Origin of the sequence: Thermus antranikianii DSM 12462 (genome assembly GCF_000423905.1) — a bacterium.
Taxonomy (GTDB): domain Bacteria; phylum Deinococcota; class Deinococci; order Deinococcales; family Thermaceae; genus Thermus; species Thermus antranikianii.
This window is the reverse complement of record NZ_AUIW01000002.1, coordinates 291,574-306,171: the sequence shown is the minus strand read 5'-3', so window position 1 is coordinate 306,171 and position 14,598 is coordinate 291,574. Positions and strand designations below refer to the sequence as shown.

The 14,598-nt window shown below is 66.7% G+C and carries 15 protein-coding genes; 10 read left to right on the top strand and 5 right to left on the bottom strand.

What is annotated here, in order from left to right:
- Positions 1-249 precede the first annotated feature (249 nt).
- Positions 250-1,284, top strand: a complete 1,035-nt coding sequence (locus tag G584_RS0103295) for a fatty acid desaturase (RefSeq protein WP_028493334.1) — start codon at positions 250-252, stop codon at positions 1,282-1,284.
- Positions 1,285-1,371: 87 nt separating this feature from the next.
- On the opposite strand, the gene purH is transcribed toward G584_RS0103295, so the two are convergent.
- Complete coding sequence (purH, locus tag G584_RS0103290) at positions 1,372-2,862, bottom strand: bifunctional phosphoribosylaminoimidazolecarboxamide formyltransferase/IMP cyclohydrolase (RefSeq protein ID WP_028493333.1); 1,491 nt, start codon at positions 2,860-2,862, stop codon at positions 1,372-1,374.
- 31 nt (positions 2,863-2,893) lie between these two features.
- On the opposite strand from purH, the gene G584_RS0103285 reads away from it, so the two are divergent.
- The 3 genes from G584_RS0103285 (at position 2,894) to G584_RS0103275 (ending at position 5,191) form a co-directional block, all read left to right on the top strand.
- The gene (locus G584_RS0103285) at positions 2,894-3,280 is read left to right on the top strand and encodes a GatB/YqeY domain-containing protein (RefSeq protein ID WP_028493332.1); all 387 of its coding nucleotides are present in this window, start codon (positions 2,894-2,896) and stop codon (positions 3,278-3,280) included.
- The gene (locus tag G584_RS0103280) at positions 3,277-3,825 is read left to right on the top strand and encodes an NUDIX hydrolase (protein ID WP_028493331.1); all 549 of its coding nucleotides are present in this window, start codon (positions 3,277-3,279) and stop codon (positions 3,823-3,825) included. Before G584_RS0103285 ends, G584_RS0103280 begins: the two co-directional genes overlap by 4 nt.
- 67 nt (positions 3,826-3,892) lie before the next feature.
- Positions 3,893-5,191 carry an acetyl ornithine aminotransferase family protein gene (locus G584_RS0103275; RefSeq protein WP_028493330.1) on the top strand — a complete coding sequence of 433 codons (1,299 nt, stop codon included), beginning with the start codon at positions 3,893-3,895 and terminating at the stop codon, positions 5,189-5,191.
- Positions 5,192-5,347: 156 nt separating this feature from the next.
- On the opposite strand, the gene G584_RS0103270 is transcribed toward G584_RS0103275, so the two are convergent.
- The 4 genes from G584_RS0103270 to G584_RS0103255 are packed head-to-tail and all read right to left on the bottom strand — an operon-like array spanning position 5,348 to position 9,839.
- Positions 5,348-6,487, bottom strand: a complete 1,140-nt coding sequence (locus tag G584_RS0103270) for a BMP family ABC transporter substrate-binding protein (RefSeq protein ID WP_028493329.1) — start codon at positions 6,485-6,487, stop codon at positions 5,348-5,350.
- 3 nt (positions 6,488-6,490) lie between these two features.
- Positions 6,491-7,324 (bottom strand): ABC transporter permease, encoded by an 834-nt coding sequence (locus tag G584_RS0103265; RefSeq protein ID WP_028493328.1) that lies wholly within the window; start codon positions 7,322-7,324, stop codon positions 6,491-6,493.
- A complete protein-coding gene (locus G584_RS0103260) occupies positions 7,324-8,373 on the bottom strand; it encodes an ABC transporter permease (protein ID WP_028493327.1) in 1,050 nt (349 codons plus the stop codon). The genes G584_RS0103265 and G584_RS0103260 overlap by 1 nt, the downstream gene beginning before the upstream one ends.
- Positions 8,370-9,839: an ABC transporter ATP-binding protein gene (locus G584_RS0103255; protein WP_028493326.1), complete on the bottom strand. Its 1,470-nt coding sequence runs from the start codon at positions 9,837-9,839 to the stop codon at positions 8,370-8,372. Before G584_RS0103255 ends, G584_RS0103260 begins: the two co-directional genes overlap by 4 nt.
- Before the next feature lie 866 nt (positions 9,840-10,705).
- On the opposite strand from G584_RS0103255, the gene G584_RS12600 reads away from it, so the two are divergent.
- From G584_RS12600 to G584_RS0103225, 6 genes are all read left to right on the top strand, one after another.
- The gene (locus G584_RS12600) at positions 10,706-10,954 is read left to right on the top strand and encodes a hypothetical protein (RefSeq protein WP_157626365.1); all 249 of its coding nucleotides are present in this window, start codon (positions 10,706-10,708) and stop codon (positions 10,952-10,954) included.
- Positions 10,955-11,033: 79 nt separating this feature from the next.
- Positions 11,034-11,240 carry a helix-turn-helix domain-containing protein gene (locus G584_RS0103245; RefSeq protein WP_028493324.1) on the top strand — a complete coding sequence of 69 codons (207 nt, stop codon included), beginning with the start codon at positions 11,034-11,036 and terminating at the stop codon, positions 11,238-11,240.
- A 9-nt stretch (positions 11,241-11,249) separates the two neighbouring features.
- The gene (locus tag G584_RS0103240) at positions 11,250-11,438 is read left to right on the top strand and encodes a hypothetical protein (RefSeq protein WP_223968936.1); all 189 of its coding nucleotides are present in this window, start codon (positions 11,250-11,252) and stop codon (positions 11,436-11,438) included.
- Entirely contained in the window at positions 11,425-12,312 is an 888-nt protein-coding gene (locus G584_RS0103235; protein ID WP_028493323.1) for a bifunctional DNA primase/polymerase, read from the top strand. Before G584_RS0103240 ends, G584_RS0103235 begins: the two co-directional genes overlap by 14 nt.
- Entirely contained in the window at positions 12,305-14,221 is a 1,917-nt protein-coding gene (locus G584_RS0103230; RefSeq protein ID WP_028493322.1) for a hypothetical protein, read from the top strand. Before G584_RS0103235 ends, G584_RS0103230 begins: the two co-directional genes overlap by 8 nt.
- The gene (locus G584_RS0103225) at positions 14,218-14,553 is read left to right on the top strand and encodes a hypothetical protein (RefSeq protein ID WP_028493321.1); all 336 of its coding nucleotides are present in this window, start codon (positions 14,218-14,220) and stop codon (positions 14,551-14,553) included. The genes G584_RS0103230 and G584_RS0103225 overlap by 4 nt, the downstream gene beginning before the upstream one ends.
- Positions 14,554-14,598: the final 45 nt, after the last annotated feature.

Sequence of the window (14,598 nt, the reverse complement as noted above, 5' to 3'; positions counted from 1 at the left end):
GTTCTCGGAGGTGAAGGAGGTGCTGGAGAAGATGCTTCAGGAGCGGTATGCCCCCCGTACACAGACTCTTACACATAACTCTTGACACGACCGGGTTAACTGGGCTCGCCTGGGCATAGATGTGCTTTACAGTGTAGCAAAGGTTCATTATCGATTGCTTAGTAGAGATAACCTTCTCCCCCTTTCCTCATGGTCCTCATCCGCCGTGGGGGTACCATGAACCACTCCCAAAAACAGGGAGGAGTGAGCATGCGCAAAGTAGAACCCAAGGACTGGATCCCCCTCATCAAACCCTATGCCAAGCCCGACACCCTAAGAAGCCTGCGCCAGGTGGCGGACACCCTTCTTCCCCTTCTTCTCCTCTTTTACCTGGCCTACAAGGCCCTTTCCGTTTCCCTGGCCCTGACCCTCGTTCTGGACCTCGCAGCCGCCTTGTTCCTGGTCCGCCTGTTCATCCTGCAGCACGACGCCGGCCACGGCTCCTTCTTCCCCAGGAAGTGGGCCAACGATCTCCTAGGCTTCTTCACCGGGGTCCTCACCCTGGTTCCCTACCACCACTGGCAGCTATCCCACGCCCGGCACCACGCCACCAGCGGCAACCTGGACAAGCGGGGGGTGGGGGACATCTACACCATGACCCTGGAGGAGTACCTGAAGGCCAGCCCCTGGGAGAGGCTCAAGTACCGCCTTTACCGGAACCCCTGGGTCATGTTCCTCCTGGGGCCCATCTACGTCTTCATGCTCTCCTACCGGCTTCCTTTAGGCTACGGCTCGGACAAGCCTTCCGTGCGCAACTCCGTGGCCCTAACCAACCTCTTCCTGGCCCTCTTGCTGGCGGGGATCGTGGTCTTCTTCGGGGTTAAGACCCTCCTCTTCGTCTACCTGCCCATCCAGTACCTGGCCGGAATGATCGGCATCTTCCTCTTCTACGTGCAGCACCAGTTTGAGGATGTCTACTGGGAGCACGACCCCCGCTGGGAGTTCCTGAAGGCGGCCATGGAGGGAAGCACCTACCTGAAGCTCCCCAAGGTGCTCCAGTGGCTCACCGGGAACATCGGCTTCCACCACATCCACCACCTGGCCCCCAAGATCCCCAACTACCTCCTGCCCAAGGTGCAGGAGGAGGTGGACCTCGTGAAGGTGGCCCCCACGGTTACCCTCAAGGATGCCTTCAAGATCGCCTTCGCCGACATGCACCTCTACGATGAGGAAAGCCGGAAGCTGGTGGGCTTTAAGGAGGCTCACCAGCGCCTGCGGGAAGCCCAAGGCAAGAAGGCCTACTAAGCGCCCCCTTAGGTTTAAAGGAGCCCTGCAGGGCTCCTTTTTGGTTACTCAAGACCCAAATGCTCCCGGATACGGGGATTAAGACGCCTAGTGCTTAAAGTGCCGCACCCCGGTGAACACCATGGCCATGCCCAGCTCGTCCGCCGCCCGGATGGAATCCTCGTCCCGCACGCTTCCCCCGGGCTGGATGATGGCGCTGATGCCAAACTCCCCCGCCAGGCGCACCACGTCGTCAAAGGGGAAGAAGGCATCCGAGGCCAAGACCGCCCCCCTGGCCTTCTCCTTGGCGGTCTTCAGGGCGTGTTTGGCGGAGGCGTAGCGGTTGGTCTGCCCTACCCCGATGCCCAGGGTCTGGCCCCCCTTGGCCACCACGATGGCGTTGGAACGCACGTGCTTCACCACCTTCCAGGCGAAGAGGAGGTCCTGCCACTCCTCCTGGGTGGGGGCCTTTTGCGTGACCACCTTGGGCTCCATGGGATCCAGGGTATCCGCATCCTGGAGGAGCACCCCGCCCCTAAGGCGCCTCAAGTCCAGGTAGGCTCCCTGGGCGGGGAAGGGCACCTCGAGGAGCCGGAGGTTCTTCTTGCGGGAAAAGACCGCCAGGGCCTCCGGGGTGAAGCCCGGGGCCAGGACCACCTCCAAAAAGACCTCCCTCATGGCCTCCGCCGTGGGTCCGTCCACCTCCCGGTTAAAGGCCACGATGCCCCCGAAGATGGAAACCGGGTCCGCCTCGTAGGCCTTCCGGTACGCCTCCAAAGGACCTTCCCCCAAGGCCACCCCGCAGGGGTTCTGGTGCTTGATGGCCACGCAGGCAGGGCCCTCAAACTCCGAGACCAGGTTCCAGGCGGCCTCGGCGTCCAGGTAGTTGTTGAAGCTCATGGCCTTGCCCTGGAGGACCCGGGCCTCCAAAAGAGGCCCCTTTTCCCCATAAACCCGGTAAAGGGCCGCTTCCTGGTGCGGGTTTTCCCCGTAGCGCAAGGGGCTTTCCCGCCTGAGGACCAAAAACTTCTCGGGGGGGAACTTCTCCCCGGCAAGCCACTCGGCAATGGCGGCGTCGTAGCTGGCGGTGTGGGCGAAGGCCTTGCGGGCAAGCTCCCTGCGGAACTCAAGGGAAGGGCCTTCCTCGAGGGCCTGAAGCACCCGAGGGTAGTCCTCAGGGTCGCACACGGGCAGGACCGCCATGTGGTTCTTGGCCGCCGCCCGGAGCATGGCGGGGCCCCCGATGTCGATCTGCTCCAGGGCCTCGGCGAAATCCGCCCCCCTGGCCACCGTCTCCCGGAAGGGGTAGAGGTTCACCGCCAGGACCCCGATCCGCTCAAAGCCCAGGGCCTTGAGCTCCTCCTCCTGGTCGGGCCGGGCGAGAAGCCCCGCATGCACCTTGGGGTGGAGGGTCTTGACCCGGCCCTCGAGGACCTCGGGAAAACCCGTGAAGTCCGAGATGTAGGTGACGGGAAGCCCCGCCTCCACCAAGGCCCTGTGGGTGCCCCCCGTGGCCAAGAGCCTATAACCCAGCCGTAAAAGCCCCTGGGCGAAGGGCACGAGCCCCCTCTTGTCGGAAACGGAAAGAAGCGCCCACATAAGGCGCATTCTACCGGCTACACTAAGGGGGATGAGCATCTACGAGGCCATCAAGGAAGCCATCAAGGAGGCCATGAAGGCCCGGGACCAGAAGACCCTGGACTTCGCCCGGGTGGTGAAGGCGGAGCTGGACCGAAAAGGGGATGGCAAACCCCTGCCCGATGCCGAGGCGGTGAAGGTGCTCAAGGCCCTGCGCGAGATCGCCCTGGAGCAGGGCAACACCTTTGAGGTGGAGTTCCTGGACCGCTTCCTCCCCAAGGAGATGAGCGAGGAGGAGATCGAGGCCTGGATCCGGGAAAACATAGACCTGTCCCAGTTCAAGACCCCCCTAGCGGCCATAGGCGTGGTGACCAAGGCCCTGGGCCCCAGGGCCCCCGGGGAGAAGGTGCGCCGGGTGATAGAGCGCTTGGCGAAATGAGCCCCTGGAAGCGCCTCGAGCTGGAAGAAATCCTCTCCGAGCCCGTAAGGCTGGTGCGGGAAAGGTTGCGCACCCACACCGGCAAGGAGCTCACCTACATCTACCGCCCGGGACCGGTGGCGGCGAGTTTCGTCCTTCCCGTGACCGACAAGGCCACCGCCCTCCTCATCCGCCAGTACCGCCACCCCACGGGCAAGTTCCTCCTGGAGATCCCCGCGGGCAAGGTGGATCCCGGGGAAACCCCCTTGGAGGCCGCGCAAAGGGAGCTTCTGGAGGAGGTGGGGGCCGAGGCCAAACGGTTCTTCCCCCTTCCCCCCTTCCACCCCCAGCCCTCCTTCACCGCGGTGGTCTTCCACCCCTTCCTGGCCCTTCAGGCGGAGGTGGTGGCCAAGCCGGCCCTCGAGGACGGGGAGCTTCTGGAAACTGTGGAACTTCCCCTTCCCGAGGTCTACCGCCTCCTGGAGGCCGGGGAGATCCAGGACGCCTCCACCGCCCTCACCCTCTTCTACGCCCGCCCCCACCTGGAAGCCGAAGGCCTCCTGTAAAAAGCCATCTTCTGCTGCATAAAATGCGCCTGGGAAAGGGGCCAGGGGCTTGGTAGACTGGCCCCGTATGAAACCCAGCATCCACACTCCGCTTCCCGGTCCCAAGGCCAAGGCCCTCCTGGAAAGGGGTCAGGCGGTCCTCTCCCCTTCCTACATCCGCCCCTACCCCTTTGTCCCCGCCCGGGGGCAGGGCGTGTTCCTGGAGGACGTGGACGGGAACATCTTCCTGGATTTCATGGCGGGGATAGCGGTCAACACCACCGGCTACGCCCACCCCAGGGTGCTGGAAGCCGTGCGGGCCCAGGCGGAGCGCTTCGCCCACGTGTGCTTTTCCGACTTCACCCACGAGCCCACCCTTTCCCTGGCGGAAAGGCTGGTGGGGAGGCTCGGCGGAGGCTACCGGGTCTTCTTCGGCAACTCCGGCACCGAGGGGATCGAAGCCGCCATCAAGCTGGTGCGCCACCACACGGGAAGGCCCTACCTCCTGGCCTTTACCGGGGCCTTCCACGGCAGGAGCCTGGGCGCCCTCTCCCTCACCGCCAGCAAAAGCGCCTACCGCAAGGGCTTCTCCCCTCTCCTTCCCGGGGTGGTGCACGTCCCCTTCCCCAATCCCTTCCGCCCCCCCCTGGGGGCAAGGCCGGAAGAGGTAGGGAAAGCGGTGCTGGAATACCTGGAGCACCTCTTCCGCACCGTGGTGCCCCCGGAGGAGGTGGCCGCCTTCTTCTTGGAGCCCATCCAGGGCGAAGGGGGATATTTGGTGCCTCCGCCCGGCTTCATCCCCGAGCTCAAGGCTCTTCTGGAACGGCACGGCATCCTCCTGGTGGCGGATGAGGTGCAGTCGGGCGCTGGCCGCACCGGGCTCTTCTTCGCCCTCGAGCACGAGGGGGTCAAGGCGGACGTCTACGTCCTGGCCAAGGGCCTGGCCTCCGGCTACCCCCTGAGCGCCCTTCTTTTCCGGGAGGAGCTCGCAAGCTGGCGCCCCGGGGCCCACGGCACCACCTTCGGCGGCCAGGCGGTGGCCGCCGCCGCCGCCCACGCCACCTTGGACCTCCTGGAGGCGGGCCTCATGGAAAACGCCAGGCAGGTGGGGGCCTACCTCCTCAGGGAGCTCAAGGCCATGCAGGGCCGCTTCCCCTTCCTGGGGGATGTGCGGGGGAGGGGGCTCATGATCGGCCTGGACTTCGGCACCCCAACGGAGGAGCGGCCCGACCTCAGGGACAAGGCGGTGGAGCTGGCCTTCAAGAAGGGGCTTCTCCTCCTCCCCGCCGGGCCTTCCGCCCTCCGCATCGCCCCGCCCCTCATCCTCACGGAACAGGAGGCGGCCCTGGGTCTGGAGATCCTCGAGGAGGTCTTCCAGGCGCTCTAGCGCCCTCCTGCCCCAGGGCAAGGGGTTCAGAAGACCCTTCTCCGGGGCCATGCCGGAAGGACTACAGGGCGCAATACCCAGCGAAGCGGTTCGGCCAAAGGCCAGGAGATGGAAAATGGGCCAGGGAGGTCCTCCCTGGCCCCAAACCTTCGGGTTCTATTTGGGTTCTCCGGGCCAGTCCCCCACCACCCCTGGCGCCGCCCACTCCATGGTGAGGAGCTCCTGGAGGGTGGCCTTTTTCCCCGCCGGGATCCGCACCACCCCCTTCCGGTCCTGGATGGGACCCGTGAAGGGGTCGAAGGTGGGCTTGGGGCTCTGCATGTCCTTAAGCAGGCTCATGATGCGGTCGTAGACGCTCACCTTCTTCCCGCCCACCGTCATCTCCGCCTTCTGCAACAGGGGCACGTGCTTGGGGTTTATGGGCACCCCGTAGTCCGCCCCCATCTCCACCGCCTTGTGCTGCAGGAGCCAGAAGTAATCCACATTCTGCAGGTTCTTGGCGGTGTAGACCCCCTCCTTCACCTTCTTGAGAAAGTCGATGTAGATGACATCCCAGTGGACGATCTGGCCGGAGACCACGTGGTCCGGGGCGAACTTCAGCATGGGGGTGTAGTGGCCGAAGGAGTAGGCTCCCTTCTTGGCCGCCGTCTGGATCACCGTAGGGGTGTCCTCGGTGAAGGCGAAGACGTCCGCCCCTTGGGCCAGAAGGGCCTCCGTGGCCTCCCGGGCCTTGGCCGGGTCGTACCAGGCGTTGATCCAGCGCACCAGCACCTGGGCCTTGGGGTTCACCGCCCTAACCCCCAGGGTGAAGGCGTTGATGTGGCGCTTCACCTCAGGGATGGGGAAGGCGGCCACGTACCCCACCTTGCCCGTCTTGGAAAGGGCCCCGGCGGCCAGGCCGTTCAGGTAGTAGACCTGGTAGAAGTCCGCCATGTAGGTGGCCACGTTGGGAGCCCGCTTGACCCCGGTGGCGTGGGCAAAGATGACGTTCGGGTACTTCTTCGCCCCCTCGAGGACCGCCTCCATGTACCCGAAGCTGGTGGCGAAGATCACCTGGCACCCTTCCCTCACAAACCGGTCGATGACCGGAAGGGCCTGGGCCTCGGGCACGCTTTCCACATACCGGGTTTCCAGCCAGGGAAGGGCGGCCTCCGCCTTCTTCCGCCCTTGATCGTGGGCGTAGGTCCAGCCCGCATCCCCAATGGGCCCCACATAGATAAAGCAGGCCTTGAGCTTATCCCCTTGGGCCCACGCCAACCCCAACGCCAATAGCAGCAAACCTAGAATCCTCCTCATCCTTCACCTCCCCCGGTCAAAGGGCTGGCCCAGGGCCTTGGGGGCCCGGGCGCGGCCCGAGAGGGCCAGGACCAAGATAACCAAAAGGTAGGGCATGGCGGCAAAGGCCTCCGACGGTATAGGTACACTGCCCTGCAAACGGAACTGCAGGAAGAACAGGAGGCCAAAAAAGTAAGCCCCCAGCACGGCCCTTAAAGGCTGCCAGCCCGCCAGGATCACCAGGGCGATGGCCACCCAGCCCAGCCCCGAGGTCATGCCGTCCGTCCAGGAGGGGCGGTAGGCCAGGGAAAGGTAGGCCCCAGCCAGGCCGATCATCCCGCCCCCCAGGGCCAAGGCCAGGTACCGCACCCCATCCACGCTCACCCCGAAGAGGTCCGCCGCCTTTGGGTTCTCCCCCACGCTCCTCAGGTAAAGGCCATACCGGGTGCGGGAAAGGAGGAGGTGGAGGCCCAGGGCCAGGATCAAAGCCAGCCCGGCCAACACCCCTTCCGGCAGGGGGTCGGGCAAGGGGGTTCCCTCGTACCGCTTCCCCAAAAACCCCGAGGCCCCAAGGCCCAAGGCGGCCAGGGCAAGCCCCGCCACGAACTGGTTGGCCCGGAGAAACACGGCGAAGACGCCCAGGAAAAGGCCCAGCAAGGAGCCCACCCCAACCCCGCAAAGAACCCCCCAAACCGGCCCGGCCTCGAGGGCCGCGGCAAAGGCGGCCAGGGCGGAAAGCGCCATCATGCCCTCCACCCCCAGGTTCACCACCCCTCCCCGCTCGGAAAGAAGGGCCCCCAGGGAGGCCAAGAGCATGGGCGTTCCGAAAAGCACCGCGCGCACCAGAGCCTCTTCCATCAGCGCCTCCAGACCAAGCGACGTTGGCTCAAGGCCTCGGCCCCGATGAGGCTAAGGAGCAAAAGCCCCGCCACCACGTCCACCACCCGAAAGGGCATGGAAAGGGCGAGCTTCAAGGCATCCCCCCCGGCCAGGATGAGGCCGAGAAGGGGGGCGGTAAAGAGCGCCCAAAGGGGCCTTCCCCGGGCCAGCCAGGCCACCAGGATGGCGGTGAAGCCGTACCCCAGGGAGATCTGGGCGGGCTCCAAAAGCCTCAGGTGGATGCCCGCCACCTCCCCCACCCCCGCCAGGCCCGCAAGGAAACCGGAAAGAAGCGCCGCCAAGAGGATCAGCCTGCCCCCCTTAAGGCCCAGGTACCGGGCGGCCTCCGGGTTTTCCCCCAGGACGCGCCATTCAAAGCCCAAGGGGGTACGGAAGAGCAGGAGCTGAAGCCCCAAGGCCGCCGCAATCCCAAGAAGCAGGGTGGGCCAGTGCACCAGGGTATCCCCCAGGCGGGGAAGCTGGGCCTCCGGGGGAAACCGATCCGTGTAGAGGAAGCCGAAGACCATCTGCCCCTTCCAGGGTCCCGCCACCAGGTAGACCACCAGGTAGTAGACCAGGTAGTTCTGCATGAGGGTGGTTAGGATCTCGTTGGCCCCAAAGCGCACCCGAAGCCAGGCGGCAAGCCCACTCCAAACCGCCCCCAGACCACCCCCCAAAAGGAACATGAGGGGCAGGGTCCAGGGTCCAGGAGGCAGGAAAAGGGCCACGTAGGTTCCTCCCACCGCTCCCATGAGAAGCTGCCCCTCCGCCCCGATGTTGAAAAACCCTACCCTAAAGGCCAGGGCCAAGCCTGCCCCGATGAGGAGGAGGGGGATGGTGCGCCGCCCCACCTCGGCCAGGCCCAAGGAATCCCCCAGGGGGGAGAGGAGAAGCCCGTAGGCCTTTAGCGGGGATACCCCATAGAGGCGGAAAAGAAGGCCTAAAAGCAACAAGGCCAGGGCCACGAACAGGCTATAGGCCAAGAACACCTTCCAGGGGCTTGGGCTAGGATCCAGCTCCCACCTCATACCCGCCCCTCCGTCATCATCCGCCCCAGCCGCTCCCGGTCCGCCTCCTCCCGGGGAACAGGCCCCACGAAGCGCCCGTGGTACAGGGCCGCCACCCTATGGGAGAGGGCCAGGATCTCGTCCAGATCCTCGCTGACCAAAAGCACGGCCGCACCGCCTTGCACAAGCTCCAGGATACGCCCGTGAACCTCCTCGGTGGCCCCCACGTCCAGCCCGTAAGTGGGGTGCATGGCCAAGAGAAGGCGAGGCCCCCCCCAAAGCTCCCGGGCCAGGATCACCTTCTGCACGTTTCCTCCCGAGAGGAACCGCACCGGGGTGCGGGGGGAGGGGGTGCGGATGCCGTAGCGCTGGATCAAGCCCTCCGCCTCCATTTCCATGGCCCGGTAATCCAGCAAGCCCCTGCGAACAAAGCGAGGGTAGGTTCTAAGGGCCAGGTTCTCGGCCACGCTCATACCCCCCACCACCCCCATGCTCCGCTCCTCGGGAATATGGGCCACCCCCTGGCGGAAGAGGCCCATGGGATCCCGGGGCCAGGGCTTGCCAAGGAACCGAATCCGGCCCTGGTGGGGCCTGAGACCCGCCAAGGCCTGCACGAGTTCCGCCTGCCCGCTTCCCGCCACCCCCGCGATCCCCAGCACCTCCCCTGCCCGCAAGGTGAAGGAAACCCCCTGGACGGGAAAACCGTGTCGGGGCACCAGAAGGTCCTCCACCTCGAGGACCACTTCCTCCCGGGGCGGGGGCACCTTGGGGGGCGGGGCCAGGCTCCGGCCCACCATGAGGCGCACCAGGAGGTCCTTGTCCGCCTCCTGCCGCCAAACCTCCCCCACCTTCTCCCCCGCCCTAAGCACGGCAATCCGGTCGGCGATGGCCAGGACCTCCTCCAGCTTGTGGCTGATGAAGATCACCGCCAGGCCCAAGGCCTTGAGGCGGCGGATCTCCTGGAAGAGCCCCTCCGCCTCCTTGGGGGTAAGGACGCTGGTGGGCTCGTCCAGGACGAGCACCCGGGGGCGGTTAAGGAGGGCGCGAAGGAGCTCCACCCTTTGCTTCTCCCCTGCGGAAAGGCGGGCCACGGGCGCCTCGAGGTCCACGCCCAAAGGATGCCCCTCCAAAAGCGCCGCAAGCCGCCGCACCAGAGCCCGGCGGGAGAAAGCCAGGGGCAGGTCTAGGCCTAAAGCCAGGTTCTCGGCCACGGTGTGGGCCTCGATGAGCTCAGGGTGCTGGGGCACCAAGGCGATGCCCAGCCGCTGGGCGGCCTTGGGGGACGGGATCCGCACCTCTTGACCCTCCAGGAGGATCCTCCCCTCATCCGGGGCATAAAGGCCGTAGAGGATGCTCACCAAGGTGGTCTTCCCCGCCCCGTTTTCCCCCAGAAGGGCCAGGACCTCCCCCCGGGCCACCTCGAGGGTGATCCGGCGGTTGGCCACCACGGAACCAAAGCGCTTGGTGATGTTCTCCAGTTTCAGCATGGACCGGGCCACAAGGGCCGGCCTTGAGGATACCACGCCTAAGACCCCTTCCCGGCCCCTTCGGCAAAGGGAACCGGCGGCAAAAGCAGTACCCCAACCGTACAAAGACCCCCCGGCCATGCTACCGGGGGGTAAAGCATTGCGTCCTGGACCTGGCGGGCCCGGAGGGATTCGAACCCCCGACCTACCGCTTAGAAGGAGGCGAAGACCCCTAACCTCCGATAACCCGTTATTGCAAAAATCGGCGTCCTACACGCGTTTCCCCCGGGATGGCATTACCTTGGATTACCTCCGGTTAGGGGTCAGTTTTGGGGGTCAATGGGGGTCAAGTTTGGGGGTCAACCCGTGAAGCTATTCCACGAAAAGAACCCTTTGCAAGAAAAGGTTTTGTGGGGTGATGTCATGGTATTGCGAGTGAAGAGGGGGCGTGCTATGGTAGGGGCAAGATGCAAGGGGGACTCACGGCCAAGCTACAACACTTCGCCCAAAGCGAAGCCGTGAGGAACCTTCAGGCCTCTGTTGAGGCCTACGCCGCCACCTGGACCCTTCCCCAGGAAACCTTAAGGAACCTTAACGAGGCGGTGGAAACCGCTAGGAGGACTCTACACCAGGCACTTAAGGCGGCGGAACCCGCCAGGAGGACGCTACACCAGACACTTGAGGCGATGGCCCCCCTGGCCGGAGAGGCAGGGGCTGTAATCAGAAGTCTGCAAGACGCGCGGGATAACCTTTTTGAGGCACTTAGGCCTCTATTGAACTACCTCTCTTTAGTAGGGCGGCACCTTGCTCAAGGTGTTTTCTTCAGGGGGAGGGCCGCCAAGCGCGGGGGGACGCGGATCCGCTTCCGGAGGTTGCCCCATGAGCGGGTGCTTAAGCTCTTCTTCGTTTACCTGCAGAGCCTAAGGCGCGGCAAGACGCTTAACGAAGCTCTTAAAGCCGCACTTAAAGCTCTGAGCGCGCTCCTTATTCTGGTCTTTGACCTCATCCGCCTGACTCACGAACCCCAGAAGACCCTTTCCGAAAGCTACCAGGAAAGGGCACCGCCAAAAGACCCCACGCAAAACCTGACCCGAAGCCTGGTCATCGCCCCTGTTGCCCCGCCCCTGGCGGCCTGAAGCCGTAGGTTTTGCGGCTTTAGGTCGTCAGGCCCGTCCAGGGTGCCCCTCCCTGGGCGCGGAAAAGCGGGGCAAAAACATGCGTAAGCTTGGACTGAGCGTCAAGGAAGCGGCTTCGGCACTTGGAGTCCATCCAAACCACATTTATCGGCTGGTCTGGCGGGGGGAGCTGAGGGCGGCCCGCCTGGGGGCGAGGCTCATCATCCCCAGGAAGGAGCTGGAGCGCCTGCTGGGGATGCCCCTGGACGAGGAGGCGAGCCCCGAGGGGGGGCCTCGGGGGCGGTAGGGGGTGGCCGTGCGTGCCGTTGTGGTCATCATAACGCCCGAGGGGGCCAAAGAGGAAACCGCCATCTTGCTAGACGCTTTTCAAGCTATCTTCCTGGCCCTTCCCTGGGGGGAGCGCATTGACGCCCGCAAGCGCATTGACCTCCTCATTGATGCGGCCCTGGCCCAGGAGGAGGAGGTGAGTAATGAGGCCGATTGAGCACGTCCTGGGCTACGCCCGTCTGGGCTACGCCGTCCTTCCCCTCCTCCCCGGGGAGAAGCGCCCCCACCCCCGGCTGGTGCCCCACGGGCTCAAGGAGGCCTCCCAGGACCCCGCCACCCTCGAGGCCTGGTGGCGGGCCTGCCCCGAGGCCGGGGTGGGGCTCTTGGCCCCGGAGGGGGTCTTGGTCCTGGACTTTGACGACCCCACGGCCTGGGAGGGGTTGAGGCAGGAGCACCCCGCCCTCGAGGCCGCCCCAAGGCAAAGGACTCCCAAGGGAGGGGTACACCTTTTCCTCCGGCTTCCCGAGGGGGTGAGGCTTTCCGCCAGCGTGCGGGCCATCCCCGGGGCGGACCTCCGGGGCATGGGCCGGGCTTATGTGGTGGCCGCGCCCACCCGGCTCAAGGACGGGAGGACCTACGCCTGGGAGGCGCCCCTGGTGGGGCCGGAGGAGCTTTCCCCGGTGCCTGCCCCCCTCCTGGCCCGGCTCCTCCCCCCGCCGCCTCCTCCGAGGGAGGTTTGGACCCCGGTGGAAGGGGCTAGCCCTAAGCGGCTAAGGGGCCTCCTCGAGGCCTACTGCCACCGGGTGGCCGCCACCCCTCCCGGCCAGCGGCACCTGACCTTGCTCAGGTACGCCCTGGCCGCCTTCGGCCTGGTGGCCCACGGCCTCTCCCCCGAGGAGGCCGAGGCCGCCCTTCTGGAGGCCGCCCTGGCCTCGGGCCTGCCCGAGCGGGAGGCCCGGGAGGTGTTGCGCTGGGCCCGGGAGGTGGGGGAGGCCAAGCCTCTCCCCCTGGAGGCCTCCCCTCCTCTTCCTCCCCGCGTGCGCTGGGCCATGAACCGCCGGGCCCGGGTGAAGGGGGTGGCCCATGAGTGAGGCCATCCGGGCCATCGTGGACGCCCTCACCTCGGAGAACTGGGGCCGGGTGCGGAAGGCCCTCTTTGAGGCCCTGGTGGAGGAGGGGCTGGACCCCGTGGAGGTGGAGGCGGTCCTGAAGAAGGTGGCCCAGAAGGTGGGGGCCACCCTGGAGGCCGTGCGCCAGGCCTGGCGGGACTACCTGGGCCCGGCCAAGAAGGAGGAGGCCACCGCCGCCAAGAACGCCGTGGACCTGGGCCTGGGGGAGGTGGTGGCCCTCTGGCACACCCCGAGCAAGGAGGCCTGGGCCACCCTCCCCAGGGACGGGCACGTGGAGCACCATCCCGTGCGGGGGCGGGAGTTTCGCGCCTGGCTTGCGGGCCTCTACTACGCCAAGGAGGGGAAGCCCCTCTACGCCCAGGCCATGCAGGACGCCCTGGCCGTCCTGGAGGCCAAGGCCCTCTACGAGGGGGAGGAGCACGAGGTGCACACGCGCCTGGCCGGGTGGGGGGGCAGGGTGTACCTGGACCTGGCCCGCCCGGACTGGCTGGTGGTGGAGGTGGGGCCCGAGGGGTGGCGCGTCATCCCCGCCCACGAGGCCCCGGTGCGCTTCCGCCGGGGGCGGCACCAGAGGCCCCTCCCCCTTCCCGAGCGAGGGGGGGACCTCGCCCCCCTTTTTGGCCTCCTCCCCCTCCAGGAGCGCCGGGACGCGGCCCTGGTCCTGGGGTGGCTGGTGGGGGCGCTTTCCCCGAGAGGCCCCTACCCCATCCTGGTCCTGGCCGGGGCCAAGGGGGCGGGGAAGAGCACCGCCGCCCGGCTCCTCAAGGCCCTGGTGGACCCCCAGGAGGCCCCCTTGCGGGCTGAGCCCAAGGACGTGGAGGCCCTGATGGTGGCCGCCAAGGCGTCCTGGGTCCTGGCCTACGACAACCTGAGCAAAGTCCCCTCTTGGCTTTCCGATGCCCTCTGCCGCCTCTCCACCGGGGGCGGGCTGGGCAAGCGGGAGCTTTACACGGACTCCGAGGAGCACGTGCTGGAGGCGCAAAGGCCCGTCATCCTCACCGGGATAGGCTTCGGCCTCCTCCGGGACGACCTGGCTGACCGGGTGATGATGGTCAACCTGGAGCGCTTGGAGGACGGGGCCCGGAGGCCTGAGCGGGAGCTTTGGGCGGCCTTTGAGCAGGCCCACCCCAAGGTCCTGGGTGCCCTCTTGGACGCCGTGGCCCTGGCCCTGAGGCGGTGGGAGGAGGTGCGGGCCGCCATGCCCTCCTTGCCCCGCCTGGCGGACTGGGCCATCTGGGCGGAGGCCGCCGCCCCCGCCCTGGGCCTCGAGGCCGGGGAGGTGGTGCAGGCCTTCTACGCGGTGCAGGCCGGGCTCAACCAGGATCTGCTGGACAACGACCCCGTGGCCCAGGCCATCCTCCTCCTCACCGCCGACTGGCCCGAGGGGCACCGGGCCGTCTACACCGCAAGCGAACTCCTCGCCGCCCTGGAGGAGGCCATGGGCCTCAAGGAGGCCCGGGTGAAGCCCGAGGGGTGGCCCCGCACCCCCGCCGGGCTGGGGAAGCACCTGCCCCGGGTGCAGACCGCCCTCCGGGGGGTGGGGGTCAAGGTGGAGGGGGTGCGGGACGCCAGGGTGAAGCGCCTCCTCTGGGTTTTAGAAAGGAGTGGGGAGTCATCCCCCGCAACCCCCGCAACACCCGCAAACGCCCTCCAGGACACTACTCCCGAGCGCGGGAGATGGGAAGCCCATCCCCCGCAAACCCCCGCACATCCCCCGCAAACCCCCGCAACCCCCGCACATCCCCCGCGCGTACTAAACGGCTCCAGGACGCCATTTGCGGGGGATGCGGGGGATGCGGGAGGTGTTGCCCCTCCTCTTTCTAAAACGGCCCGGGGGGAAGAGGAGGACGAGGTGGAGGTGGAGCTGTGAGCCCCTGGCGGAAGCTCATCACCCTGGCCCCGGACCTCGCGGCCAAGGTGCGGGCCATGCGCCCGCCCAAGCTCCGGGTGGTGGCCGATGGCCGGGTGCTCTACTGGGCCCTGGCCGTACCCTCGGAGGAGGACCTGGAGGCCCACGCCGCCTGGCCCGGGCAGAACGCCCCGAGCCTCGAGGCCTGGCTGGTGGAGCGCTTGGCCTTCCTGGAGGAAGGATGGCCGGAAGTGAAGGAGGTGGAGCTTATAGGGGTTTGGGCGGGGGCCCCGCCCCGGCTTGAGCCCATCGCCCGGGCCCGGGTGAAGCGGCGTGAGGAGGTAGGAGCGTGAGGCGCGTGCGCGTTTTTCCGGGAACGCCGTCCCGGACGAGGAAGA